This window comes from Pseudoalteromonas sp. NEC-BIFX-2020_002 (genome assembly GCF_013002825.1).
GTDB classification, from domain to species: domain Bacteria; phylum Pseudomonadota; class Gammaproteobacteria; order Enterobacterales; family Alteromonadaceae; genus Pseudoalteromonas; species Pseudoalteromonas neustonica.
In genome coordinates this window covers 288,324-313,301 of the sequence record NZ_JABEPJ010000003.1, presented here as the reverse complement: position 1 = coordinate 313,301, position 24,978 = coordinate 288,324, and the positions used below count along the sequence as shown (strand labels likewise).

Here is a 24,978-nt window from a genome sequence, read left to right as displayed (position 1 = left end):
ACTACTTTGTTTTATAAAATTAAACCGCGCCCCTAGTCAGGATAACGCGCTAATACTTGCTCTAATTCATCAAGATTGTCATTAAATATATCAACTAATTTAGGCTCAAAGTGTTTACCTTTTTGTTGATTAATTTCTTCGACTACTTTCTCACATGTCCACGCCTCTTTATAACAACGCTTGTGGCGTAGTGCATCATAAACGTCAGCAAGTGCGACTATTCTGCCAAAAATGTGGATGTTTTTTTCTTTTAGCCCCAGAGGATACCCAGAGCCATCCCATTTTTCATGATGATCACGGGCAATTAATGCACCTGCATTCACAATTTCACGTGTTGAATCTTTTAAAATTGCATGCCCTTTTTGAGTATGCGTTTTCATGACTTCCCATTCAGCATCTGTCAGTTTAGATGGCTTATTAAGTATCGCATCTGGAATACCGACTTTACCTACATCATGTAAAGGCGATGCTAAACGAATAAGTTCTGCTTCACGTTTTGATAAACCATAACCCAGCGCTAAAATATGACAAATATGAGAAACCCGTTTTACATGGTTTCCCGTTTCTGTTGAGCGTTGTTCAAGCGCTTCACTTAAACGAAGCATCAATTCTTGTTGTGTCGCTTCTATTTCTGATTGTAATTGCACATTTTCATACGCTAGTTGCACGTTTTGTGAAAAAATCTTAATTAGATGACGTTGTGTATCCGTCAAATGTTGCGGAATACCTGAAATGAACAACATTGAATTATGGTTATACTCACTACAACAATACGCAAATAAATAATTATCTTTATAAATAATTGTTTTACCTTGTAATGCTTCTTTGCATGCGAGTAATTGATCAGTACTTAATACTTCTTCAATCGCTTTACCCTCACTGCGTTCAAAATCGCCGCGACCAGAAAAAACAACCAGCTTTTTTTGGTTATCTTGTGGGTTACCTGCAACTAAACTGGTTGCATACATTGCTTGATCTACGGTGCCTATCAAAGAAGTTAATTGTTGCATAACGCCCTCAATAAAACTCTCAATTGAGTGAGCTGAAAAAATATCTCGCGATGCTTTAATTATTTTTTCAAGACCTTGGCGAGATTGCTCAATCGATAATATATCGCGATAAGAACGTAAGCTAGACATCACAACGGTGAATAGCTTTTGTGCCGTCAGTTCAGTCTTCGATTTATAATCGTTGATATCATAATTAACGATAACTTGACGCTCTGGTGCTTGCCCTGGTTGACCTGTACGCAGAATAATACGGATATGATTATTTTTAGCGACTTCACGAATATACTGTGCAACTTTAAGCCCGGCGTCATCCGTTTCCATCACTACATCTAGAAGTACAATTGCGGCATCTGGATTATTGTCTATTACTTTTTTTGCTTCCGCACCTGAATAAGCACTAATAAACTCTAAGCGCTTATTTTGAAATTCAAAATCACTCAACGCTAATTTAGTTACTGCATGAACTTCAGATTCATCATCAACAATGATGACTTTCCAGGTCCCCTTAATTACTTCTACTTCTTCTTCTTGCGGTTCATCCGAAAATAAAAAATCATCCATTCACTTAGTCCTCAAAGGCGGTTTTCGTTGCTCTCGCACTGCAATTTTTATAATTATCCAGGCCACTGTGCAAGCGTTACACGATCGTTATTTGCTAAATCTTTAACTGTAAGTATATTTGTATACGCCATTTGTGCAAAAAAACTATGCACTTTAGTACTTTGTTGATAACCATGCTCTATCAGAAGATAGCCATTTGTCGTTAAATAATCACGCGCTTGAGTAATAATGTACTTGATATCGGCCATACCGTCATCGTCAGCTACTAATGCTGACAGCGGTTCAAAACGAACATCTCCTTGATTTAAGTGGATATCATCTTGTTCAATATAAGGCGGATTACTAACAATTAAATCAAACTGTTGCATTGCTACTTCACTAAACCAATCACTTTGCACAAAGCCTACATTCGTAAACCCTAAGCGCTGCTTATTCGTATTAGCAAGTGCGACAGCCTCGCTCACTCTATCAACACCCGTTATCTGCCAATGTGGCATTTCGCTGGCAAGCGCAAGTGCAATTGCACCTGTGCCCGTGCCCAAATCAAGCACATTAGCAACTGTCGGTAACTGTAAACCTAAGGCATGTTCAACCAATGTTTCTGTATCTGGGCGTGGGATCAAAGTGCTTGCATTAACTTGTAATGGTAAACTCCAAAACTCTCGCAAACCTGTTATATGGGCAACAGGTTCACCATTTAAACGTCGCTGACAATACTCATCAAATTGCAACTGTTGAGCTGCACTAAGCTGCTTTTCAGGCCAACTAAATAAATAGCTATGTGGTTTTTGGAGCACATCAAGTAATAAAACTTGTGCATCTAGTTTTGCACTGTCGGTGCTACTTTGCAATAGCAAAGCAGCCCGTTTAATTGCTGAGTCAACCGTGTCTGTCACGATTATTCATCACCCATTGCGGCTAATAAATCTGCTTGATATTCTTGCATAAGCGGCTCAACTACACAGCCTAAATCACCTGCTACTACTTCATTTAAGCGATATAAAGTGAGATTGATACGATGATCTGTAATACGTCCTTGCGGGTAGTTATAAGTACGAATTCGCTCTGAACGATCACCGCTTCCCACTAAGTTACGACGCTCTGATGCTTCTGCTGCATGGCGTTTCTCATCTTCGGCTTGCTGTAATCTAGCTGCAAGTACTGACATCGCTTTAGCGCGGTTTTTATGCTGTGAACGTTGATCCTGACACTCAACCACAACACCAGTAGGTATATGCGTAAGTCGAATAGCTGAATCTGTTTTATTAACGTGCTGACCACCGGCACCTGATGCACGAAAGGTATCAACTTTTAAATCCGCGGTGTTAATTTGTATCGCTTCGGCCTCTGGTACTTCCGCCATCACCGCTACAGTACACGCTGACGTATGCACGCGCCCCTGAGACTCAGTTTCTGGCACACGTTGTACGCGATGTACACCTGATTCAAACTTTAATTGCCCGTAAACACCTTCACCACTGATATTCGCAATCACTTCTTTGTAACCACCGTGCTCACCTTCATTGGTGCTCACAACTTCTACTTTCCATTTTTTAGTTTCTGCGTAACGGCTGTACATACGGAATAAGTCACCTGCAAAAATAGCCGCTTCATCACCGCCCGTCCCAGCACGTACTTCAACAAACACGTTGTTATTATCTCGCGGGTCTTTTGGCAACATTAATACTTGTATTTGCTCTTCAATTACCAGAATTTGTGCTTTTGCTTCTTTATATTCTTCTTGCGCCATTTCACGCATATCTGGGTCTGAATCTTTCAGCATTTCTTCTGCAGCAACAACATCATTTTGTGTTTCTTGATAGCCTAAAAATGCTTTAACGATTTCTTCCAGCTCAGAATATTCTTTAGAAAGAGCACGAAAGCGGTTTTGATCGCTAATAACCGACGGGTCACTTAGTAACGCTTGGACTTCTTCATAACGCTCAACTAAGGTTTCTAATTTATGATAAACGGACTCTTTCATGTAACTGTTATTCCTGATCAATACCTAACATTTTCTTTAATTGGCTTAACTGAGCAACTTCACCTTTTTTAGCCGCATCTTGAATTGCACGGGTAGGCGCGTGCATCAAACGGTTGGTTAATTTGTTGGCCAGCTCTAAAATAATTTTTTCTGCGTCTTTACCAGTATTTAATTGGCTAATTGCCTTATCAACCAATTCAGACTTTATATCATGTACATCTTGACGATATGTACGAATCAAATCGACTGAGTCGAGTGAACGCATCCACATTACAAATTCAGCACAGCGCTGAGTAATAATAACTTGCGCCTCGTCAGCGGCTTGTTCTCTTGAGGCGATATTTTCGCTTACTATTGCCTGTAAGTCATCAACCGAATACAAATAGGCGGCATCTAATTCACCAACTTGACTTTCAATGTCACGCGGCACAGCAATATCAATAAATAACATTGGCTTATTACGACGTTGTTTTAGTGCTTGTTCAACCACACCTTTACCAATAATAGGGAGTGTACTCGCAGTCGAACTAATAACGATATCTGCTTGATGTAATCGCTCAGGTAACTGTGCTAATGCAATAACATCCGCATTAACGTCTTGTGCTAATAATTTAGCGCGTTCAATAGTACGGTTTGCGACTGTAATTTGCTGTGGCTCATTTTGGTATAAATGTTTAGCGACTAGCTCTATTGTTTCCCCTGCACCTATTAATAGCACATTTGTTTTATCTAACTTTCCATAAATATGCTTTGCTAAATTAACTGCAGCGTACGCAACTGAAACAGCGCTTGCGCCGATCTCGGTCTCTGTTCTGACTTGCTTTGCCACTGAAAATGTTTTTTGAAATAAACGATCAAAAATCAAGTTAACCGAATTATGGTTTTTAGCGCTGTTATAAGCCTGCTTAATTTGCCCTAAAATTTGCGGCTCCCCCAACACCAGTGAATCGAGCCCACACGATACGCGCATTAAATGATTGATAGCGTCTTGGTCTTCATGACAATATATATTGTCACTCAGCTCTTGTTCATCTAAACCATGGAAACTTGCAAGCCACTGTAACAGTGTTTGGGAATTTTGCTGAGCAAGGCTACAATAGATTTCGGTGCGGTTACAGGTTGATACTATAACGGCTTCATTAAACTGTTCATGATCACTTAGTTGCTGTAACGCCTCTGATAATTGCTCAGGCGAAAAGGCGACCTTTTCTCGTAATTCTACGGATGCGGTTTTGTGATTAATACCAAGTGCTACTATGGTCATATTTGCCAAATATTGCTAAGCCATGCTCGAAAGGCAATAATTTTACCAAAAATCAGCTGAATATGGAAAGTAAGGAACGACATTTGATTCGACTATATTTGATTTTACTCACATTTTTTTTATTTTTAAGCGGTTGCGCTCACCGAATTGATCAACAAACAGCCCTTTATGCCAATTGGAAGGACCAATTATCGCAACAAAGTAACTGGCAAGTTGAAGGTAAGATGGCATTTATCAGCTCACAAGAACGTCAATCTGCTAATTTAAACTGGCAGCAAAAGGAAGAGTTAAATCAACTTATTCTCACAACGTTTATTGGAACACGAGTATTAGCGTTAAAACAATCGGCTGAAGGGGCTGAGCTTGAGTATGACGACCAGGTTTTTTATGATCAAAACGCCTCAGCGTTATTGCATCGATTAACTGGCTTTACTATTCCTCTTGAAAATGCTGAGCACTGGCTAAAAGGAACGGCTACAGATGAATCACTGCAAGTAGATGAATTAGGTCGAGCGAAAAGTATTACCTGGCAAGATACCGATGGCAGCCGATGGGATATTAGCTACGGCGATTATCAACAACATGCTGGGTTTTGGTTACCAAAAAAATTAACATTAAAACATCGAGACATTAAAATAAAAATTCAACTCTACGAGTGGCACTTTAATTAATATGACTAAGCAAATTATGACTTCTTTTTCATTATTGGCACCAGCCAAACTTAACTTATTTTTACACATTAATGGTCGCCGTGAAGATGGCTACCATGAACTGGAAACCCTATTTACTTTTTTAAATTATGGCGACGAACTCACCTTCACTTTAACAAATACAGCAAGCATTGAAGTCACAGGTGACACCCAAGGAATCCCCTTAAATGATAATTTGATCTATAAAGCAGCCATTTTGTTACAAAACCACTGTCAAATATCGTTTGGTGTAAAAATAAATTTAATTAAAATATTACCTATGGGGGGCGGAGTCGGTGGCGGTTCATCCGATGCTGCAAGCACGCTTTTAGCACTTAATAAATTATGGAAATGTCACTTATCACTGGATGAATTAGCCCAATTAGGAATAAAACTTGGAGCCGATGTGCCCGTGTTCATAAATGGTAGAAGCGCCTTAGCACAAGGCATTGGTGAGAAGTTAGTCGATGTTGAGCTAGAAAAAAAGTGGTTTTGCGTCGTTCATCCAAACGAACATATAAGTACGGCTAAAATATTTACTCACCCCGATTTAAAACGTGATACTCCTAAGCTCAAAGGCGATTGGCAGCAACAGACTTTACGCAACGATTGTGAGTCATTAGTTAAAAAGCTTTGTCCTGAGGTTGAAAAGACCCTCCAGTGGTTGCTAAAATACGCTCCGTCGAAGATGACTGGCACAGGTTCATGTTGTTTTGCTGAATTTGCAACGCAAAAAGAAGCGCAACTTGTTCTTGAAAACCTCCCCAATACATGGAGTGGTTTTATTGCCAGTAGCGTTAATATCTCTCCTGCCCATACGCAGTTGAACGCTATACATTGAAGCAATGAAGTAACGTACAAGTAAATAAAATTAAAGTTAACATGCGACGCGTTTGCATCGCTTGTTAGTCCAAAAATTCAGTGCCTGAGGAACCCTACCGTGCCTGACATGAAGCTCTTCGCTGGTAACGCAACACCTGACTTAGCTCAAAAAGTTGCAAAACGTTTATATATTGAAGTTGGCGATGCTGTTGTTGGCCGTTTTAGCGACGGTGAGATCAGTGTTCAAATTAATGAAAATGTTCGTGGCTCGGATGTTTTTATTGTGCAATCAACCTGCGCCCCTACTAACGATAACTTAATGGAGCTTATTGTTATGGTTGATGCATTACGTCGTGCATCAGCAGGTCGTATTACAGCCGTCATTCCTTATTTTGGTTATGCGCGTCAAGACCGTCGTGTACGTTCTGCCCGTGTTCCAATCACAGCTAAAGTTGTTGCAGACTTCTTATCAAGTGTTGGTGTTGACCGCGTTCTTACGGTTGACTTACATGCTGAGCAAATTCAAGGTTTCTTTGATGTGCCAGTAGATAACGTATTCGGTAGCCCTGTATTACTAGAAGACATGAAAGAACGTAAGTTTGATGATGTTGTTGTAGTATCACCTGATATTGGTGGTGTAGTACGTGCTCGCGCAATTGCAAAACTATTAAACGACACAGATTTAGCTATCATCGATAAACGTCGCCCACAAGCGAACGTTTCTCAAGTAATGCATATCATTGGTGATGTTGAAGGCCGTGACTGTATTATTGTTGATGACATGATCGACACCGGTGGTACATTGTGCAAAGCTGCAGAAGCACTTAAAGAACATGGCGCAAAACGCGTGTTTGCTTATGCAACCCATCCTGTATTATCAGGACAAGCGGTAGAAAACATCCGCAATTCTGTCATTGATGAAGTCATTGTTACTGACTCAATTCCACTGTCTGCTGAATTACAAGCAATTGATAAAATCAAAGTGTTAACTCTTGCAGACATGCTAGCTGAAACAATTCGCCGTATCAGCAACGAAGAATCTATTTCAGCAATGTTTGAACACTAAACTTATTAGTTACAGACACACTGATTATAATAAAGCACCTTTAAGGTGCTTTTTTTATACCCGTTGTTTATTTTAGTTAGGGGTGGTGTTATGATAGCGCGCCTTTTGGCTAGGGACCTTGGTCGCAAAGGCCCTAACTCTTTTAATTATTGGAGACATCATGTCTAACGAAACATATATATTTAATGCAGAACTACGCACAGAAACTGGTACAGGTGCGAGCCGCCGCCTACGTCGCGAAGACAAAGTTCCTGCTATCCTTTACGGTGCAGATAAAGAAGCTACGACTCTTACTTTTGAACATAAAGATATGATCAAAGCACAAGAAAGTGAAGGTTTCTACACTCACATTCTTACTCTTGATATCGCTGGTGAAAAAGTTGAAGCTATCCTTAAAGATATTCAACGTCACCCGTTCAAGCCTAAGATCACTCACCTTGATTTCCAACGTGTAGATGCTGCTCACAAACTTCACACTAAAGTGCCTGTTCACTTTATCGGTGAAGACGTAGTAACTAAAGCTGGTAACACGGTTGTTCACCAATTAACTGAAATCGAAATCACGTGTCTTCCAAAAGCACTTCCTGAGTTCGTTGAAGTTAACGTTGCTGCTTTAGTAGCCGGTGATTCAATCCACATCTCTGACGTTAAACTTCCTGCAGGTGTTTCATCTGTTGATTTAGCGAAAGGTGCTGATCACGACCAGTCTATCGTAACTATCAAAGCTAACAAAGCTGCGCCAGTTGAAGACGAAGCTGCAGAATAATTTCTAGGTTTGCACCTTGAATTCTATTCAAATGCTTGTGGGCCTGGCTAATCCAGGCCCCGAATACGCAAACACACGCCACAATGCAGGTGCTTGGTTCATTGAGCAACTCGCTGCACGCTATAACTGCACGCTAAAACACGATCCTAAGTATCACGGCCTTACAGGTAAAGTGATCATACAAGGTCAAGAATTCAAATTACTGATCCCCACTACTTATATGAATTTAAGTGGTAAAGCAGTCGGTAGTTTAGCCAACTTTTTCAAAATCCCCGTTGAGAGCATTTTAGTTGCTCACGATGAATTGGATCTCGATCCCGGTGTTGCCAAATTAAAAAAAGGTGGCGGACACGGTGGCCATAATGGGTTAAAAGACATTATTGCAAAGATGGCAAATCAAAAAGATTTCATGCGTTTACGAATAGGTGTAGGTCATCCTGGACATCGTGAAATGGTGACTGGTTGGGTGCTTGGAAAAGCAGCCAAAGCAGACCAAGAAAAAATGGATGCCGCAGTTGATGAAGCAGTTCGCTGTATGGAAATACTTGCAAAAGACGGTGTGTTAAAAGCACAAAACAGACTACATTCGTTTAAACCCTAGTAGCTTAGGTATTAAGTAAAACCGTTTAAACGAATCTAAACAAGGTATCTTACTATGGGTTTCAAATGTGGCATCGTCGGTTTGCCTAATGTTGGTAAATCAACACTTTTCAATGCATTAACCAAAGCGGGTATTGAAGCCGCTAACTTTCCTTTTTGTACCATTGAGCCTAATACGGGTGTGGTACCGGTGCCAGATCCTCGCCTAGACGAACTTGCAAAAATTGTAAATCCACAGCGCATCCTTACAACAAGTATGGAATTTGTGGATATTGCAGGTCTTGTAAAAGGCGCTTCAAAAGGTGAAGGTTTAGGTAACCAATTTTTAGCTAACATTCGTGAAACCGATGCTATTGGCCACGTAGTTCGCTGCTTTGAAGATGAAAACATTATTCACGTTGCAGGTACTATTGATCCTGCAGATGATATTGATGTGATCAACACCGAGTTAGTACTTGCTGATATGGATAGCGCTGATAAAGCACTTTTCCGTAATGCGAAAAAAGCCAAAGGTGGCGATAAAGACGCTAAAGAACAAAATGCCGTACTTGAAAAAGTAAAAGTACACCTTGATGAAGGCCTAACTTTACGTTCTTTAACATTAACTAAAGAAGAAAAAGCAGCTATTGCCTCAATTAACTTCTTAACCATCAAACCAACGATGTATATTGCAAACGTTGCTGAAGATGGGTTTGAAAATAATCCATATCTTGATCGCGTTCGTGAAATTGCCGCAGCAGAAGATGCTGTCGTGGTTCCTGTATGTGCCGCAATCGAATCTGAGCTTTCTGAACTTGATGACGAAGACAAGCTTGAGTTTATGGCCGATCTAGGTCTTGATGAGCCTGGTTTGAATTTAGTGATCCGTGGTGGCTATGAACTACTGCATTTACAAACCTACTTTACTGCAGGTGTAAAAGAAGTACGTGCATGGACAATCCCTGTAGGCGCAACAGCACCACAAGCCGCAGGTAAAATTCATACTGACTTTGAACGTGGCTTTATCCGTGCACAAACTATCGCTTTTGATGACTTTGTTGCCTTCAAGGGTGAAAGTGGTGCAAAAGAAGCAGGTAAAATGCGTCAAGAAGGTAAAGAATACATAGTTAAAGATGGCGACGTAATGAACTTCTTGTTCAACGTTTAATAATCTCTTCTTTTATTAGTATTTAAAAGGCTCATTTACGAGCCTTTTTTATTTTTAGCCCCAAAATTCTATTTAATACTTTCAATATCGATTACATCATTACACTCTTAGTCGATGAAACAAGCCCAAACGTCTATTTTATTCACCAACACAGCAAACTCTTTATATAAGATCCAACTAAAAGATATTCTTTTCTCAACCTAGTTCCTAAAAAATGCAAAATGAACTTAATACAGCAGTCAAAAAACCATCATTTTTATTAAATTTTAGCCGCTTAGCTTATTTTTCCTGCAAACAAACAAAGATACGTGTTTTTTTGCAAAAAAGGTGTTGACGAATTTGGGTCATATCAGCATAATACGCCCCGCACTCAACGATGAAGTGCAAACAAAAAAGATGGCTAAGTAGCTCAGCTGGTTAGAGCACATCACTCATAATGATGGGGTCACAGGTTCAAATCCCGTCTTAGCCACCATTTATTTTTTGTTGCTCAATGAAGAGTTTAAAATAACTACCAAGTGTTTAATTACACAAAGTATGCGGGAGTGGCGGAATTGGTAGACGCGCTGGATTTAGGTTCCAGTAACTTAGGTTGTGAGAGTTCAAGTCTCTCCTTCCGCACCATGTTCTGATAAGAACTAAAATTATCACTTGTTTATTGTTGGGATATCGCCAAGCGGTAAGGCACCAGGTTTTGATCCTGGCATTCCCAGGTTCAAATCCTGGTATCCCAGCCAACAATGGCTAAGTAGCTCAGCTGGTTAGAGCACATCACTCATAATGATGGGGTCACAGGTTCAAATCCCGTCTTAGCCACCATTTCTTTTGAAATGGCTCTGCAAGAGTTAAATTGCAGCTCAATAAAGAGTTTAAAATAACTACCAAGTGTTTTATAACACAAAGTATGCGGGAGTGGCGGAATTGGTAGACGCGCTGGATTTAGGTTCCAGTAACTTAGGTTGTGAGAGTTCAAGTCTCTCCTTCCGCACCATGTTCTTGATAGGAACTAAAATTATCAAATAATTCTTTGTTGGGATATCGCCAAGCGGTAAGGCACCAGGTTTTGATCCTGGCATTCCCAGGTTCAAATCCTGGTATCCCAGCCAACTTTTCTCTACCAAGAAAAGTTGTAAAAGAATGAAAAATAGTATGCGGGAGTGGCGGAATTGGTAGACGCGCTGGATTTAGGTTCCAGTAACTTAGGTTGTGAGAGTTCAAGTCTCTCCTTCCGCACCATGTTCTTGATAAGAACTAAAATTATCAAATAATTCTTTGTTGGGATATCGCCAAGCGGTAAGGCACCAGGTTTTGATCCTGGCATTCCCAGGTTCAAATCCTGGTATCCCAGCCAACTTCTTATACCAAAGTAAGTTGTTAAAGAATGAATTAGTATGCGGGAGTGGCGGAATTGGTAGACGCGCTGGATTTAGGTTCCAGTAACTTAGGTTGTGAGAGTTCAAGTCTCTCCTTCCGCACCATGTTCTTACTTAGAACTAAAACTAGTAAAATTTAGAGTTGGGATATCGCCAAGCGGTAAGGCACCAGGTTTTGATCCTGGCATTCCCAGGTTCAAATCCTGGTATCCCAGCCAATTTTATATCTTCTTAGTATTACCTATCTTAAATACCGCTTTCTAAAGCAATCTATACTCAATGCTTTACTGTAGAAAAAACCTTGAACATAATCACAGTTTAACTTAATTAATGCCTGTTCAACTTTCTTTTCTTCGATACCTTCAGCAACCACATTACAATTAAGCCTACTCGCTAAAAATATTGTAGATTCAACGATTGCATATGCAGCTGGCTCATTGAGCATGTTTTTTATAAATGATTGATCTATTTTTATTTGGTCTATTGGCAATTCTCTTAATAAGACCAGTGAAGAGAAACCAGTACCGAAATCGTCCACACTGAACTTAAAACCCATCTTACTCAATTTAGACATCATTTTACGCGCAGCATTTAAATTCGTCATCATCGCGTTTTCAGTGATCTCAAAAATAATTGATTTACTCACACTTGGATCCAATTCAACAAGCATTTCAATAAAATAATAAAACTCCTCGCTTTCCAAATCTTTAGGTGACAGATTTATATGAAGAAAACCATAAAACCCGTGCGCCTTTAGCTTTTTCAACTGTTTGAACGAATTTAATACAACCCATTGAGATAAAGGTAAAATCAACCCTGTTTGTTCTGCCACAGATATCAATTTATTTGGTGGTATAAACTCCCCATTTTTTTGAGGCCAGCGTATAAGGACTTCAGCACCATGTAACTGCCCACCAAAAGCCGATAATATAGGCTGCAAGTGCAACTCAAATTCATTATCTTGCAATGCTTTTTCTATCCGTGTAGACATCTCACTTAATTCACGCGCCCTGTGTCCTAATTCCGGAAAGTAAGCAACAACTTGCTGAGCCGTCCTTTTTGCTTCATACATAGCCAAATCAGCTTGTATCAGCAGCTCATGCTGGTGTTGGCTATTATCTGGAAACCGACTCACACCAATACTCAGCATGACCGTTATTTTTTGCTCCCTGATTGAAAAAGGTAGACTGATTGCTGTATTAATAGCAGTGACACAATTGACATATTTTTTTTCTGTTCGTGAAAATAAAATAAGCGCGAATTCGTCGCCACCGATTCTATATACCTTAGCAATTCCGGATAAGTGCTGGCGCAAGCTTTGAGAGAGTAAACTTAATAGCTCATCACCGTATTGATGGCCGAACCTGTCATTTACCTGCTTAAATCCATTCAAATCTATGAAAAATAGCGTAAATGAATTATTGAGACTGATTTGCTTTTTAAGAATGCGGAAAAACTTATTTCTATTTGGTAGGCGAGTGAGGACATCATGCTCAGCTAAAAAACGTTGCTGTGCGCTTACTCTTTCTATTTTAATAATACTGCTTAAACTTAATCGAGTAACTAGTACAACAAAACCACTGCCACCAAATAAGATCAATGACACACTAGAAGCAACAAAGGTATCCACACCCTGAGTAAAGAAATAATAAATCACCCACCAATAAGCCATTATAAAAAATATAATTAACAGCAATAGTAAGCCCCACTGCGAGCTATTTGTCTTTTTATAAATCAAAAATGTAGGCTTTAAACTCACACCTAAAAGAAAAGTACCTGCTAAAATTATGAAAATAAAAAAATCATTCACATTTGCGCTTCTATAGTCAGGTTGCGTGCAATTTAAAGATGATTAATGAACTCGTAAATTTCCGAACGCTTTAAAATGCAAACAAGTGGCAAAAGTTAGCAAAAAAGCTTTGTATGCTCGGGTATGAGAAGGTCAATTTTTTGTGTCTATAATAAAATGCACGAAGTGATTCGTGCATTTATAAAATTGAAGTTCAGACTAAAGCTTTCTTACCGATAACTTTAATCTAGTTCAATTGTCCACTTATTGCGTATTTTAAAAGCTGATTTTTTAAAAAGCCTGAGTCATTCGCCATTTTTAAAAATTGGCTACGTGCCCATTTTAATGGCGCAACTTGATTTGAAAAACCAAAGTAGCACGCGTCCATCATGCTCATCATGAGTAAATTTGCCTTTCTACGTGTTTGCTCATAATGCTTTAACTGTATTTTAGCTCCAACATCATTGCAGTTGTGCAGGATTTTTGCCAAGGCAACAACATCTTGAAAACCTAAATTAACCCCCTGCCCAGCTAATGGGTTTATGGTATGTGCCGCATCACCCACTAAAACAATTCGCCCGTGCGAATAGCTATTTGCATGTTGACGCGCTAACGGAAAAACAGCGTGGTCAATCACGTCAAAATCCCCAGCTAAAGGTGGAAAATGTTTAAGGATTTGTTGCTTTAGTTCGACCGCTGAAAGTTGTTGCCATTGTTTGAGTTGCTTTGCATCGTGGTAACAAATTAAATTAGCGTAAGGTGCTTGCATGGGTAAAAATGCGACGGGGCCAGAGGGTTTAAATTGCTGCCATGTTTTAACTTGCTGGGGGGCATCTAACTTTATTAAAACCCCCATACAATGCTGCCCATACTGCCAACCTGTTACACCTATACCTGCTTTTTTACGTAGTAATGATTGCCCGCCATCGGCTGCAACCACTAAATCAGCACTAAATTGCTGCTCGCCATAATGTAACGTGACGTACTGATCCGTTTCTTCAATTTTTGACAGTGGCTGGGTTATTTCAATCACCTCAATATTATGCTCAGCAAACTGTTGCCAAATGCTTGCTTGAATTAAATTATTTTCAATCAAATGACCTAAATGCGTGGTATTGATATCGTGACAATCAAACAATAAGTTATCGCCTGAACGCTCAAATGCTTCTAATTGTTGGTAAGGGGCATGACGATGCGCTTTTAAAATAGGCATTGCACCTAATTCATCTAATAAATGCTCTGAAAAGCGATTGATTGCAGAAACACGAATATCAACCTTTGTACTTGCTAAAACAGTCTCAGGGTTTATTACACGGTGCTCAATTACTTTAACCTGACACCCTTGTTTAGCAAGCTTAACAGCCGTGGCAGCACCAACCATGCCGCCGCCGACAACAATAACCTTATTTTTCATCATTTTTAAATCGCTAATTTGGCTATTTTCAGTACGTTTGATTGTATCGTATTTCTATTTACAAGTGCCAATGTGTTTACTGTTAATACATCGCAAATAAGGCTTTGTTTGATTTCAAATCACAAAGATAAAAACTATACTTGGATCTGGGCGGGTATCCAGATAAAATACGCGTCCTTTAAGTTCGCGAACAGTAAAATTTCGCATCACTTAATCCTGTTTCTAGCACATTTTTGTGCCACTACCGAATTGAAAACGAGGCTATATTTCAATGAGTAAAAAGCTGCATATTAAAACCTGGGGTTGTCAGATGAATGAATACGACTCTCAGAAAATGGCTGATCTTCTCGATGCAACTAACGGTTACCAGTTAACCGATGAAGCTAAAGACGCAGATGTAATCTTACTCAATACCTGTTCAATTCGCGAAAAAGCACAGGAAAAAGTATTTCATCAGCTTGGCCGCTGGAAATTATTAAAAGATGATAAACCTGATCTTATTATCGGCGTTGGTGGCTGTGTTGCATCGCAAGAAGGTGATTCAATTCGCCAACGTGCGCCATTTGTCGACGTTATTTTTGGCCCGCAAACTCTGCACCGCTTACCTGAAATGATCAAACAAGTGCAAGGTAACAAAGGCAGCTCAGTGGTTGATATTTCATTTCCAGAAATTGAGAAGTTTGACCGTTTACCAGAGCCAAAAGCGGATGGCCCGTCAGCGTTTGTATCTATCATGGAAGGCTGCTCTAAATACTGTACCTTTTGCGTAGTACCTTATACTCGTGGCGAAGAAGTAAGCCGCCCGCTTGATGATGTATTATTAGAAATCGCCCAATTAGCAGAACAAAACGTACGTGAAGTAAACTTACTGGGTCAAAACGTAAATGCATATCGCGGTGAAACTCACGATGGCGAAATTTGTTACTTCTCTGATTTAATTCGTTATGTTGCAGCGATTGATGGTATTGACCGTATTCGTTACACCACATCGCACCCGGTAGAATTTACACCAGATATCATTGAAGTTTATGCCGATGTACCTGAACTTGTCGATCACTTACATTTACCAGTACAAAGTGGCTCGGATCGTATTCTTAATCTAATGAAGCGTGGACATACCGCGCTTGAGTACAAATCGACAATTCGTAAATTACGTAAAATTCGTCCTAATTTAAGTATGTCATCTGACTTTATCATTGGGTTCCCTGGTGAAAGCAAAATGGATTTTGAAGCGACAATGAACCTTATCAACGATATTGGTTTTGATATGAGCTTTAGCTTTATCTATAGTGCGCGCCCAGGTACACCTGCCGCGGACTTGCCTGATGATGTATCTGAGCAAGAGAAAAAAGAACGTTTATACTTGTTACAAAACCGTATTACTCAAATGGCGCAGCAAATTAGCCGTCAAATGTTTGATACCGAACAACGTATTTTAGTGGAAGGCCCATCAAAGAAAAACCCGATGGAATTGCGTGGACGTACTGAAAATAACCGCGTTGTTAACTTTGTTGGCCCACACACGGTGATCGGCCAGTTCGTTGATGTACGTATCACAGAGGCGCTGCCTAACTCTTTACGTGGTGACCTAATTCGAACAGAATCAGAAATGAACTTGCGCCGCGATGTTGCACCTGCTGATATTTTAAGCAAAGCTGCACAACCTGAACCGCAAGTAACACCTGACGAATTAGGTGTGGCAACTTTCGTTCCTTAGGCGATATTGACGTGCCAGCCTCGCTGGCACATTAAAATAGGAAGCAATTTTGAGTAATCAATTAAAAAAATTAGAGATTTATTTAGAACCCTCCGACAACAAGCGTCTTTGTGCTTTATGTGGCCCGTTTGACGAAAATATCAAACATATTGAGCGCCGTTTAGGTGTTGAAATTACTCACCGCGACAACTACTTTAAAATCACAGGTAAAACAACCAGTGCCTTTGCAGCCATGGAAATCGTTAAAGATTTGTATGTCGAGACCCAGCCTGTGCGCGGTGTTATTACTGACATTGAAGCTAACGCAGTACATCTAGCAATTAGTGAATCAAAAGCATTAGAGCAAGACGAGTTAAGTGAATATGGCAAAGAAGTTGTCATCAAAACGCGTCGTGGCGTTATAAAACCACGCAATGATAACCAAGGTCATTACGTCTCAAATATTTTTCGTCACGATATCACTTTTGGTATTGGTCCGGCAGGAACGGGGAAAACCTATTTAGCCGTAGCCGCCGCCGTTGATGCCTTAGAACGTCAAGAAATTCGCCGTATTTTACTAACCCGCCCTGCTGTTGAAGCAGGTGAGAAATTGGGGTTTTTACCGGGTGATTTAAGTCAAAAAATAGACCCATACCTGCGCCCGCTTTACGATGCACTATTTGAAATGCTTGGTTTTGAAAAAGTAGAAAAACTACTTGAGCAAAACATCATTGAAGTTGCACCACTGGCTTTTATGCGCGGTCGTACACTTAACGATGCCTTTATTATTTTAGACGAGAGCCAAAATACCACGGTTGAACAAATGAAAATGTTCTTAACTCGTATTGGCTTTAATTCAAAGGCAGTGATCACCGGCGATATCACTCAAGTAGATTTACCTCGTGGGGCACGTTCAGGACTTCGCCACGCCATTGAAGTACTTAGCGATGTAGAAGAAATAAGCTTTAACTTTTTCCAGTCCCATGATGTAGTTCGCCATCCTGTTGTTGCGCGCATAGTTGAAGCGTATGAGCGTAATGATGAAGCGGATCGCCTAAAGCGTGCAGAAAAACAGCGCGCCAAAGATTTGCTAGCAAATAAAGAGCAAGATCAACTTGCTACTAAAGAGTAATGCCGTGAACACTGAACTTGATTTACAAATAGCCTGTGAGTTTGACAACTTGCCTACCCTTGAGCAATTTGCGCTATGGGCGAATAAAGCATTAAGCCAATACCGTGATGAATCAGAACTAAGCATTGTTATTGCTGATGAAGCACAAAGCCAGCAACTCAATAATGACTACCGTGGTAAAGATAAACCAACCAATGTGTTGTCGTTTGAATTTGAAGCACCACCTGGCATAGATATACCTTTAGTCGGTGATTTAATTATTTGCCCAGCCATCGTATTGGCTGAAGCAATTGAGCAAGAAAAGACATTTCATGACCATTTTGCCCATATGGTGATCCACGGATGCTTGCATTTACTTGGATTTGACCATATAAAGGATGAAGATGCGAATGAGATGGAAAGCATAGAAAAGCAATTACTAGCTGATCTAGGCATAGCAGACCCATATCGGGACGATATTTAAATTTACGGAGCAAATAGACGCAATGAGCGACGATAACTCGCAGACTAGCCAGGGTTCTTCTGGCAAGACCTGGTTGGGTAAAATTACCCAAATGTTGCAAGGGGAACCCCAGAATAGAGAAGAGCTGGTTGAGGTAATTGCCGACGCGCAAGAACGGGATGTAATTGATCCTGAAACCAAAGAGATGATTGAAGGTGTGCTTGGCGTGTCTGAGCTTAAAGTGCGAGACATCATGATCCCGCGCTCACAAATGATCACCCTTGAAGTTGACGCTCCACTGGAAGAACTAATTCCAATGATGGTTCATTCAACACATTCACGCTTTCCGGTGGTATGTGAAGATAAAGATCATATAGAAGGTATTTTACTAGCAAAAGATTTACTGCCGTTAATTTTAAATAAAGATGATCAACTGCCATCACTGCGCGATTATTTACGCCCAGCGGTAGTTGTACCTGAAAGTAAACGTGTTGATACATTGCTTAATGAATTTCGCCAACAACGCTATCATATGGCACTTGTTATTGATGAATATGGCGGTGTATCCGGTTTAGTTACCATTGAAGATATTCTTGAACTCATCGTTGGTGAGATTGAAGATGAACATGATGAAGAAGAAGAGCAACAAGATATTCGTCAAGTTGCAAAACATGTGTTTATTGTTCAAGCGCTAACACCCGTTGATGACTTTAATGAAAAATTTAAAAGTGGCTATAGCAGTCAAGACGCCGACACAATAGGTGGTACAGTGCTACATGCCTTTGGTCATATGCCTGGACGCGGCGAAACCATTTTAATCGATGGTCTACAATTTAAAGTCACTAATGCAGATAGCCGACGCTTACTGCAATTACAAGTGACCGTACCAAAGGCTGATGACAGCGATAGTGAAGACAATACTGACTAATTGCCTAAACTTAGCAAAAGATAAAAAAGCATGGCTCGCATTATTTGCGGGCCTCTTTTTAACGCTAAGCTATGCTCCTTTTGGGATTTGGCCCCTCACCTTTGCCTGCATAGCAGTAGCAATCCATAGTACTCATACATCAAAAAACCAATATGGTAAATTAGCCAGCAAACATGCCGCTAAATATGGGTTTATATTCGGCCTTGGCTGGTTTGGTGCAGGAATAAGCTGGGTGCATGTATCTATCGCCACCTTTGGCGGAATGCCATTAGTAGCCTCATTGCTATTGATGGTGCTGTTATGCACCTATTTAGCTATATATCCGGCACTTGCCTTTGCGCTCTCTGCACGCTTTGCCAGTGGGCCTAATAGCTATGGTTTATTACTTATTAGCACCTTTGCTATAACTGAGTACCTACGTGGTGTAGTACTTACCGGTTTTCCTTGGTTAAGTTTTGGCTATACCCAAACCGACAGCCCACTTAATTATTTAGCCCCTATAGTTGGTGAGTTTGGCTTAACATTAATATGTATAACCATTGGTTTTTCGCTGTATCGCTTAATCTTTGATAAAGAAATAAAAACCACGTTGATCAGCACTGCGATCATTGGACTTATCAGCGTTATAGGTGTTGTAGGCCATGATAATAAATACAGTGATAAAACGATTAACACACTGCTCGTACAAGGTAATATCAAACAAAACCTACGTTTTGAACCCAGTGAATTTTGGGCCACCATGAGCAAATATCAAGACATGACTCGGCCAAATTGGAATACTGATTTAATCGTTTGGCCAGAGGCCGCAGTCCCCGAAATAGAAGCCCTCGCTGATAGTTTTTTAGCGGGTCTTGATAGTGCTGCATCCTTTAATAATACAGCGCTCATAACGGGTATTGTTGACTATCAGCGCCATACTCGCGCTATTTTCAATACTCTTATAGTACTTGGTAATAAAGAGCGTGATGATGAGCATGGCCATTATCAATACCTAGGCAATAACCGCTATCAAAAGCATCAATTACTCCCTATTGGTGAATTCGTACCGTTTGAAGAGATATTGCGCCCTATCGCACCATTATTTGATTTACCCATGTCATCATTCACTCGCGGCGATGAAGTGCAAAATAACCTACGTGCTAACGGTTTAAATATCCTGCCAGCCATTTGCTACGAGATAGCCTTTGCCAATTTAGTCCGAGGTAATTATCGCAATGACTCTGATATTTTATTTACCGTCAGCAATGATGCATGGTTTGGTGCCTCACACGGACCCCACCAGCATATGCAAATAGCACGAATGCGTGCCCTTGAGTTACAACGCCCACTTATTCGTGTTACTAACAACGGTATCAGCGGCGTGTACGATCCTATTAGTAATACTCAATTAAACATGCCACAGTTTAAAGCTGACGTACTTAAAGCTGAAATTAAATTAATCGAAGGCGGCAGTATTTATAGTCAATATGGTAATTTGCCAGTGTGGATTGCAGTGGTATTGATGGGGGTTGGTGGGTGCCTGCTAATGTTCAGTAAAGCCTACTCTGAAACCAAGCCTTCTAACAATTAAAAAATAGCATCACCTAAAGATGATGCTATTAACAATCAAAAGTTTATTATTATTGTTGTGTTTGACCAATTGCATTGCAATACAAAGTACCTGAATACATATCAAAACTAGGGCGTAATCTTACCTCAGTAACATCACTGTACTGTGCTCTTAAGCTGCTCTCTGCACGCGCACATACTTCATTGTGATCTGCAGGAGTGCTTGCAGATGCCTGAACCGACACAGTACGCCACCAACCAGTAGAGGTTGCAGCTATTGAGCTTACAGAGATAAAACCAAGTGCCAATGTCATTACTATAATTTTATTTTTCATTTTCGTTCCTTTGAGTTACACAATATATGCATAGCAACAAAATGTTAACTACACGGAGAGTGTACAGGTACAAAAACCTGATGCAATTGAATAAATTTAATACAACCATATTAGTTTTTCACTAGGGCGTGTTGACCTTTGTGGATTGAAATTTGTTCAATCTAGGGGCGATTTATAACTTAAACCATCAAGGCTAGCTTATCGATGAATGGCTTATTTTCTTCATCAATGATCTGAATAATGTCTTTGTGTAAGCGCTTTTTGTGCTCGGCAAAAATAGTGCGCTTTTTATCAAACGTGGCTGCAAACTGCATTGCATCGGCTAATAAGTTTTCTTGGTCAGTTGAGGCTTTCTCAATAACGTGATCAATAGCCAGCTCGGCTCCAGATACTCGGCGCCCTGTTAGCTTCATTTCGTTAAAACGATAATAAGGTATCGCTTTTTTTACAAAAGCTATCATCCCCGGTAAAAATGGAATAGATAAATCCACTTCAGGGAAACAAAAGAACCCACGATCGCCGCGCATAAATCTAAAATCACAGGCGCAAGCTAAAATTGCACCGTTACCAAAAGCATGGCCATTAATAGCAGCAATCACTGGCATTGGGAAAAGTAGTAACGTTTTAAATACATCGTCCATATCGTACATAAAAGTACGAATTTCATCGGCGTTTTTTGCCTTCATTGCAGGTAATAGCCAGTCAGTGTCAATACCTAAGCTCCAGCACTTTTCATCGTTTGAAGTGATCACGAGCGCTTTGTGGTTTTGATTTTCAACAACCTTTGCAAGCATCTGTTTGAGTTGCTGCGCAAATTGTGGGTTCTGACGATTTTCACCATTTGTTAAAGTTAAAATCGCAATATTATTGTGAGTCGTTAAAGTTATGATACTCATAAAGTGCCTTTTCAATTTTATAGTTATTTTTAAATACGTTTATGCATATTTGCAAGTATGCTTAACTTTGTTTCTTGTGTAGTTAAATACCACCGATTATTTGGAGTAACACAGCTTCCCCCCCTATAATTTGTTTAATTTCATTTACATTGTGTCACATATTCAAGTTTTATATATTTTAGTCTTGTTCCAGATTAGGTATTATTTACACATAAATAATAATAATAAAAGTTATGAAAAAATTAGCGACCGCATTGATCTTACCTCTGTTCTTATCTTCTTGCGCTAATTCGCCTGAAAGTGATCTAGTCAAGTTAAATAACCGTACTGCATGCTGCTCGGACTTAAAATCGATTACATTTGTAGCCCAACAACCAAAGCAGCTTACTTACTTTGATTTAGAAAAGCAGCCAGTCAGGCTTTTTAACGAGGCTAAAAGCCCATTCATTGCGATTAAAAAACCACACAATAGTCGCTTTGCTCAAGTTTTTAGTCACGCCAATGGTGCTTTTATTCAAACTGCAACACTGGTTTATCCACAGTTACTGATTTTAGATAAATCAAAGCAGGTTATTAAACACCTTAAACCTTATGAAGCATGGGAATATGGCTTACCAACAACCTTAGACTTGGATGGTAATCTATATTACAAAACACAATTTACTCTACCAGAGGAAGCCAAATACTTAATTTTTTATACTGATAGCAGCTTGAATAATAAAAAAGCCACAATCAATTGGCGCTCACAAGTCGGAGGAAGTGAATACAGGCACCTTACCCTCACTTCGTTCGCTAAAATTGGTATCAAGTTACTTTAATTTTACACTCATTTTTCAGGAATTATTATGAGATATATTTTTACTATTATTATCCTTATCACATTAAGTGGCTGTAACTCTTCACCTAATTACATGAATACGGCACAATTAAAATCAAACCATCAGGTACTCGGATTTGGCGGTTTTTATGTTGAAGAAGATCTCACTTACTTTGAACAACAATTAGAAAGTCATTATAAGACACCTATAAAAAAAGCACTTGAAGAGCGTGGGTTTAAAGTAGTAGATGCCAGCGAAGTTTATACTGTATTTCATCAATTATTAGACAACGCTGACAACTTATATGACCCGCTTACTGGTCAAGAAAATGAAAACCTACGTAATGAACTCTGGAAAAAAGCCCTTTTCACAACAAAAACTAAGCTAGGTATAAATGCATTTGTATTTGCAGGTGTTGATACCGTACGCGCACATTTTACTAACAGTATTTTATTAGGCCACGTAGCCAAATGGTATGGCCAAGAAGAGTCTTACCTTGAAGGTGGTGCCGATGGTGGTGATATATTTGTATCACTATTTCAAAACGAACAAGGTTATGTGCCAGGCAGCAGAGTGTATATCCGCATTCGAGATGAGTATGACACACTTTTAACTATGGGCTCTGGAGGCATTGAGTTAGTAGCGCAATTTAATAGCGATGAAGAAATTATTGTTAAAGATGCCGACAAATTATTTAAAGACCCTGCAAAATTGGATAGCGCGTTACAATTCGCATTAGAGACAATTGACACTTGGAAGACGAAAAAATGATTAAACACATTTTTATCATTATCGCTTTGCTAAATTTAGTCGGTTGCAAACTAGTTCAATACAATAGCGACCCCAAAGTGACAGCGAATACAATTACATTCGCCAAGCCCGCAACCCATAGCAATCTAGCCTATATATGGTTACCAACAGCAAATACCGGTAACAAAGTACTCTACCGAGAAGCATTTGATAATAACGTTGCCAATTTCTCAAAAAAACATACATTGACCAACTTAAACCCTCAAGCACAAACAGTGTTTAATGACTTTATTATTGAGCAAGGCGGCGCTTTTGATACCAACACAGGTAAGCTCAACGCTGAGTTAATACAAACAGCAATGCAGCACACGTTTAATAACATTACAGCGGAATACCCAAGCGTTGACACTCTGTTAGTTATTCATCCAAAAGAAATCTCTATCAAAGTGGTTGATGGCACTGCTAATTGGCATGGGGTTGAACAACATATCGCGACTATAAAATCAGTTGAATTCAGGTCTGTTATAAGCCTTGCCATACAATATTATGTTCCAGATAGTAAAACTTACAATCTCGAGATTGGCTTAGATCTGCATACGCCAGATTTATCCGACAAGAGTAAATATGAGCAAGTCCTCACACATATTTTAGAACCTATCGTTATTTTAAATACAGCAACAAAATAGCTAACCTGAACTCGGGTTAAGATATTTACTAACGTATTGATTTAACAGTATAAAAACTTACTCAACTCTCCTGTCGGTGATTTTCAGGGATAACAAGGCGAATTTACGCGCCGAAGCTTGTCTATTGCAAGTAAATTCAACGTAGTTAGCGTTGCAAATAGCCACTGGAAATAGGTTTATTATCCCGAGTTTAGGTTAACTAATAACCTGCGAGTAAGCTAAATAGTTAGCTCACTCGCAGGTACTTATTAGCAACTACATATCAAATTTATACCAAAGGATACCTATGCTAAATAAAGTCGCGGTTGTTGTAGGTGCAACGGGGTTAGTTGGCCATTATTTAGTTGAGCAATTAACCGCTGCAAGTCACATAGAAAAAGTGATAACGCTAACGCGTCGCCCGGTTACTTATAACAATGACAAAGTAGTTAACTGCGTGGTTGATTTTAATAATTTAACGCAACATGCAGACCTACTCAAAGCAGATGTATTATTTTCATGTTTAGGCACAACTAAAAAAGCCGCAGGCTCTATTAGTGCGCAACGCAAAGTTGATTTTAATTACCAATTACAAATAGCAAAGCTGGCTGCAAGCATGGCAGTTAATCATTCTGTATACCCAAACCACCTCAAGATGCGAGCGTCGTTGGAGTTAAAAGCGATTTAGACAAGGCATTGATTGCAAATAATGGTTGTTCCCTTGTTAAAATCAATAACACAGTATAAATCGCTTTTAAACCAACCCATTGGGTGTTTCACAGGCGCTTACTCTCATCGTTGTTACTTCTTAAAAGGGACTGCCATTGTTGCAAAGTAACGCCTTGATATTAAGCCCCTGTGAAACGCTGAATCCTGCATCTTGAGGTGATTTGGGTATATTAGTGTCATCAAGCGGAGCAAATGCTCACAGTAATAGCGCCTATTTAAAAATGAAAGGCGAGCTTGAAGATGCAGTAAAAACGCTGACTTTTAAGCGTATTAGTATTATTCAACCTTCGTTGTTATTAGGGAAGCGTGACAACGACTTTCGCATTGGTGAAAAGCTAGGCAGCGTGCTTTTACCTATATTATGCATGCTACCGGGGCTTAAAAAGTTTAAGCCAATTGCAGGCCAACAAGTCGCAAAAAAGATGAGTAATATCAGCAAACAATCCGGTGATGGTGTTGAATATTTTAAATTAGATGAGCTGTTTAAACGTTAGCAGATATTTATACGTCCTTTTCGCCATAAAAAGCGTTCTACAATATTTAATATCAGTTCC

Annotated in this window: 24 protein-coding genes and 10 tRNA genes; 26 read left to right on the top strand and 8 right to left on the bottom strand. The window is 39.7% G+C overall.

Features of this window, described 5'->3' with window-relative positions:
• Window positions 1-32: 32 nt before the first annotated feature.
• From HJP15_RS05815 to hemA, 4 genes are read right to left on the bottom strand one after another with little or no spacing between them, the layout of a single operon-like run.
• Window positions 33-1,571 carry a response regulator gene (locus HJP15_RS05815; RefSeq protein WP_054206459.1) on the bottom strand — a complete coding sequence of 513 codons (1,539 nt, stop codon included), beginning with the start codon at window positions 1,569-1,571 and terminating at the stop codon, window positions 33-35.
• A 53-nt stretch (window positions 1,572-1,624) separates the two neighbouring features.
• Window positions 1,625-2,467, bottom strand: a complete 843-nt coding sequence (gene prmC, locus HJP15_RS05810) for a peptide chain release factor N(5)-glutamine methyltransferase (RefSeq protein WP_054206460.1) — start codon at window positions 2,465-2,467, stop codon at window positions 1,625-1,627.
• 2 nt (window positions 2,468-2,469) lie between these two features.
• On the bottom strand, window positions 2,470-3,555 hold the full coding sequence (prfA, locus tag HJP15_RS05805) for a peptide chain release factor 1 (RefSeq protein ID WP_170173224.1): 1,086 nt from the start codon (window positions 3,553-3,555) through the stop codon (window positions 2,470-2,472).
• Window positions 3,556-3,562: 7 nt separating this feature from the next.
• Window positions 3,563-4,819 (bottom strand): glutamyl-tRNA reductase, encoded by a 1,257-nt coding sequence (gene hemA / locus HJP15_RS05800; RefSeq protein WP_054206462.1) that lies wholly within the window; start codon window positions 4,817-4,819, stop codon window positions 3,563-3,565.
• 83 nt (window positions 4,820-4,902) lie between these two features.
• Here hemA and lolB point away from each other — a divergent pair, with 83 nt between their 5' ends.
• The 16 genes from lolB (at window position 4,903) to HJP15_RS05720 (ending at window position 11,500) form a co-directional block, all read left to right on the top strand.
• Window positions 4,903-5,490 (top strand): lipoprotein insertase outer membrane protein LolB, encoded by a 588-nt coding sequence (gene lolB / locus HJP15_RS05795; protein WP_054455333.1) that lies wholly within the window; start codon window positions 4,903-4,905, stop codon window positions 5,488-5,490.
• Between the two features lie 16 nt (window positions 5,491-5,506).
• The gene (ispE, locus tag HJP15_RS05790) at window positions 5,507-6,349 is read left to right on the top strand and encodes a 4-(cytidine 5'-diphospho)-2-C-methyl-D-erythritol kinase (RefSeq protein ID WP_054206488.1); all 843 of its coding nucleotides are present in this window, start codon (window positions 5,507-5,509) and stop codon (window positions 6,347-6,349) included.
• A gap of 99 nt (window positions 6,350-6,448) precedes the next feature.
• The gene (locus HJP15_RS05785) at window positions 6,449-7,396 is read left to right on the top strand and encodes a ribose-phosphate pyrophosphokinase (protein WP_054206464.1); all 948 of its coding nucleotides are present in this window, start codon (window positions 6,449-6,451) and stop codon (window positions 7,394-7,396) included.
• Between the two features lie 160 nt (window positions 7,397-7,556).
• Window positions 7,557-8,162, top strand: a complete 606-nt coding sequence (locus HJP15_RS05780; RefSeq protein ID WP_170173223.1) for a 50S ribosomal protein L25/general stress protein Ctc — start codon at window positions 7,557-7,559, stop codon at window positions 8,160-8,162.
• Window positions 8,163-8,178: 16 nt separating this feature from the next.
• Window positions 8,179-8,763, top strand: a complete 585-nt coding sequence (pth, locus tag HJP15_RS05775) for an aminoacyl-tRNA hydrolase (RefSeq protein WP_054206466.1) — start codon at window positions 8,179-8,181, stop codon at window positions 8,761-8,763.
• 54 nt (window positions 8,764-8,817) lie between these two features.
• Window positions 8,818-9,909 (top strand): redox-regulated ATPase YchF, encoded by a 1,092-nt coding sequence (gene ychF, locus HJP15_RS05770; protein WP_170173222.1) that lies wholly within the window; start codon window positions 8,818-8,820, stop codon window positions 9,907-9,909.
• Window positions 9,910-10,307: 398 nt separating this feature from the next.
• A tRNA-Met gene (locus HJP15_RS05765) sits at window positions 10,308-10,384 on the top strand.
• Between the two features lie 64 nt (window positions 10,385-10,448).
• A tRNA-Leu gene (locus HJP15_RS05760) sits at window positions 10,449-10,533 on the top strand.
• Window positions 10,534-10,571: 38 nt separating this feature from the next.
• Window positions 10,572-10,646, top strand: a tRNA-Gln gene (locus HJP15_RS05755).
• 5 nt (window positions 10,647-10,651) lie between these two features.
• Window positions 10,652-10,728, top strand: a tRNA-Met gene (locus tag HJP15_RS05750).
• Between the two features lie 87 nt (window positions 10,729-10,815).
• A tRNA-Leu gene (locus HJP15_RS05745) sits at window positions 10,816-10,900 on the top strand.
• Between the two features lie 40 nt (window positions 10,901-10,940).
• Window positions 10,941-11,015: transfer RNA gene (locus HJP15_RS05740), tRNA-Gln, on the top strand.
• 45 nt (window positions 11,016-11,060) lie between these two features.
• Window positions 11,061-11,145: transfer RNA gene (locus HJP15_RS05735), tRNA-Leu, on the top strand.
• Between the two features lie 40 nt (window positions 11,146-11,185).
• Window positions 11,186-11,260, top strand: a tRNA-Gln gene (locus tag HJP15_RS05730).
• 42 nt (window positions 11,261-11,302) lie between these two features.
• Window positions 11,303-11,387 (top strand) — tRNA-Leu (locus HJP15_RS05725).
• Window positions 11,388-11,425: 38 nt separating this feature from the next.
• A tRNA-Gln gene (locus HJP15_RS05720) sits at window positions 11,426-11,500 on the top strand.
• Between the two features lie 23 nt (window positions 11,501-11,523).
• Here HJP15_RS05720 and HJP15_RS05715 read toward each other — a convergent pair.
• Both HJP15_RS05715 and HJP15_RS05710 read right to left on the bottom strand, forming a co-directional pair.
• Window positions 11,524-13,092, bottom strand: a complete 1,569-nt coding sequence (locus HJP15_RS05715; protein WP_170173221.1) for an EAL domain-containing protein — start codon at window positions 13,090-13,092, stop codon at window positions 11,524-11,526.
• Window positions 13,093-13,318: 226 nt separating this feature from the next.
• Window positions 13,319-14,488: an FAD-dependent oxidoreductase gene (locus HJP15_RS05710; RefSeq protein WP_170173220.1), complete on the bottom strand. Its 1,170-nt coding sequence runs from the start codon at window positions 14,486-14,488 to the stop codon at window positions 13,319-13,321.
• Between the two features lie 268 nt (window positions 14,489-14,756).
• Here HJP15_RS05710 and miaB point away from each other — a divergent pair, with 268 nt between their 5' ends.
• Genes miaB through lnt form a run of 5 tightly spaced genes read left to right on the top strand, consistent with a single transcriptional unit; the run spans window position 14,757 to window position 20,253 of the window.
• Window positions 14,757-16,202 (top strand): tRNA (N6-isopentenyl adenosine(37)-C2)-methylthiotransferase MiaB, encoded by a 1,446-nt coding sequence (miaB, locus tag HJP15_RS05705; RefSeq protein ID WP_054455340.1) that lies wholly within the window; start codon window positions 14,757-14,759, stop codon window positions 16,200-16,202.
• 49 nt (window positions 16,203-16,251) lie between these two features.
• Complete coding sequence (locus tag HJP15_RS05700) at window positions 16,252-17,313, top strand: PhoH family protein (protein ID WP_169326933.1); 1,062 nt, start codon at window positions 16,252-16,254, stop codon at window positions 17,311-17,313.
• A gap of 4 nt (window positions 17,314-17,317) precedes the next feature.
• The gene (ybeY, locus tag HJP15_RS05695; RefSeq protein WP_054206472.1) at window positions 17,318-17,776 is read left to right on the top strand and encodes an rRNA maturation RNase YbeY; all 459 of its coding nucleotides are present in this window, start codon (window positions 17,318-17,320) and stop codon (window positions 17,774-17,776) included.
• Between the two features lie 22 nt (window positions 17,777-17,798).
• Entirely contained in the window at window positions 17,799-18,683 is an 885-nt protein-coding gene (gene corC, locus HJP15_RS05690) for a CNNM family magnesium/cobalt transport protein CorC (RefSeq protein WP_054206473.1), read from the top strand.
• Complete coding sequence (gene lnt / locus HJP15_RS05685) at window positions 18,664-20,253, top strand: apolipoprotein N-acyltransferase (RefSeq protein WP_170173219.1); 1,590 nt, start codon at window positions 18,664-18,666, stop codon at window positions 20,251-20,253. The genes corC and lnt overlap by 20 nt, the downstream gene beginning before the upstream one ends.
• A 49-nt stretch (window positions 20,254-20,302) precedes the next feature.
• Here the strand turns inward: lnt and HJP15_RS05680 are convergent, their stop codons facing one another.
• Both HJP15_RS05680 and HJP15_RS05675 read right to left on the bottom strand, forming a co-directional pair.
• Window positions 20,303-20,566, bottom strand: a complete 264-nt coding sequence (locus HJP15_RS05680) for a hypothetical protein (RefSeq protein ID WP_169326935.1) — start codon at window positions 20,564-20,566, stop codon at window positions 20,303-20,305.
• Window positions 20,567-20,745: 179 nt separating this feature from the next.
• On the bottom strand, window positions 20,746-21,462 hold the full coding sequence (locus tag HJP15_RS05675; RefSeq protein WP_169326936.1) for an enoyl-CoA hydratase/isomerase family protein: 717 nt from the start codon (window positions 21,460-21,462) through the stop codon (window positions 20,746-20,748).
• A 233-nt stretch (window positions 21,463-21,695) separates the two neighbouring features.
• Between HJP15_RS05675 and HJP15_RS05670 the strand changes: the two genes are divergently transcribed.
• The 5 genes from HJP15_RS05670 (at window position 21,696) to HJP15_RS05650 (ending at window position 24,918) form a co-directional block, all read left to right on the top strand.
• Complete coding sequence (locus tag HJP15_RS05670; protein WP_170173218.1) at window positions 21,696-22,280, top strand: MalM family protein; 585 nt, start codon at window positions 21,696-21,698, stop codon at window positions 22,278-22,280.
• 27 nt (window positions 22,281-22,307) lie between these two features.
• Window positions 22,308-23,051, top strand: a complete 744-nt coding sequence (locus tag HJP15_RS05665) for a hypothetical protein (RefSeq protein WP_249118465.1) — start codon at window positions 22,308-22,310, stop codon at window positions 23,049-23,051.
• The gene (locus tag HJP15_RS05660; protein ID WP_054206477.1) at window positions 23,048-23,716 is read left to right on the top strand and encodes a hypothetical protein; all 669 of its coding nucleotides are present in this window, start codon (window positions 23,048-23,050) and stop codon (window positions 23,714-23,716) included. Before HJP15_RS05665 ends, HJP15_RS05660 begins: the two co-directional genes overlap by 4 nt.
• A 286-nt stretch (window positions 23,717-24,002) precedes the next feature.
• Window positions 24,003-24,383, top strand: a complete 381-nt coding sequence (locus HJP15_RS05655) for an NAD-dependent epimerase/dehydratase family protein (RefSeq protein ID WP_170173217.1) — start codon at window positions 24,003-24,005, stop codon at window positions 24,381-24,383.
• A 214-nt stretch (window positions 24,384-24,597) separates the two neighbouring features.
• Window positions 24,598-24,918, top strand: a complete 321-nt coding sequence (locus HJP15_RS05650) for a Rossmann-fold NAD(P)-binding domain-containing protein (RefSeq protein WP_212760629.1) — start codon at window positions 24,598-24,600, stop codon at window positions 24,916-24,918.
• Window positions 24,919-24,978 lie beyond the last annotated feature (60 nt).

Coding starts and splice junctions, on each gene's coding strand:
- HJP15_RS05780 (WP_170173223.1), top strand. CDS start 7,557: ATGTCTAACGAAACATATATATTTAATGCAGAACTACGCACAGAAACT.
- HJP15_RS05655 (WP_170173217.1), top strand. CDS start 24,003: ATGCTAAATAAAGTCGCGGTTGTTGTAGGTGCAACGGGGTTAGTTGGC.
- ispE (WP_054206488.1), top strand. CDS start 5,507: ATGACTTCTTTTTCATTATTGGCACCAGCCAAACTTAACTTATTTTTA.
- miaB (WP_054455340.1), top strand. CDS start 14,757: ATGAGTAAAAAGCTGCATATTAAAACCTGGGGTTGTCAGATGAATGAA.
- prfA (WP_170173224.1), bottom strand. CDS start 3,555: ATGAAAGAGTCCGTTTATCATAAATTAGAAACCTTAGTTGAGCGTTAT.
- ychF (WP_170173222.1), top strand. CDS start 8,818: ATGGGTTTCAAATGTGGCATCGTCGGTTTGCCTAATGTTGGTAAATCA.
- HJP15_RS05660 (WP_054206477.1), top strand. CDS start 23,048: ATGATTAAACACATTTTTATCATTATCGCTTTGCTAAATTTAGTCGGT.
- HJP15_RS05675 (WP_169326936.1), bottom strand. CDS start 21,462: ATGAGTATCATAACTTTAACGACTCACAATAATATTGCGATTTTAACT.
- corC (WP_054206473.1), top strand. CDS start 17,799: ATGAGCGACGATAACTCGCAGACTAGCCAGGGTTCTTCTGGCAAGACC.
- hemA (WP_054206462.1), bottom strand. CDS start 4,819: ATGACCATAGTAGCACTTGGTATTAATCACAAAACCGCATCCGTAGAA.
- HJP15_RS05815 (WP_054206459.1), bottom strand. CDS start 1,571: ATGGATGATTTTTTATTTTCGGATGAACCGCAAGAAGAAGAAGTAGAA.
- HJP15_RS05665 (WP_249118465.1), top strand. CDS start 22,308: ATGAGATATATTTTTACTATTATTATCCTTATCACATTAAGTGGCTGT.
- HJP15_RS05670 (WP_170173218.1), top strand. CDS start 21,696: ATGAAAAAATTAGCGACCGCATTGATCTTACCTCTGTTCTTATCTTCT.
- HJP15_RS05710 (WP_170173220.1), bottom strand. CDS start 14,488: ATGATGAAAAATAAGGTTATTGTTGTCGGCGGCGGCATGGTTGGTGCT.
- HJP15_RS05680 (WP_169326935.1), bottom strand. CDS start 20,566: ATGAAAAATAAAATTATAGTAATGACATTGGCACTTGGTTTTATCTCT.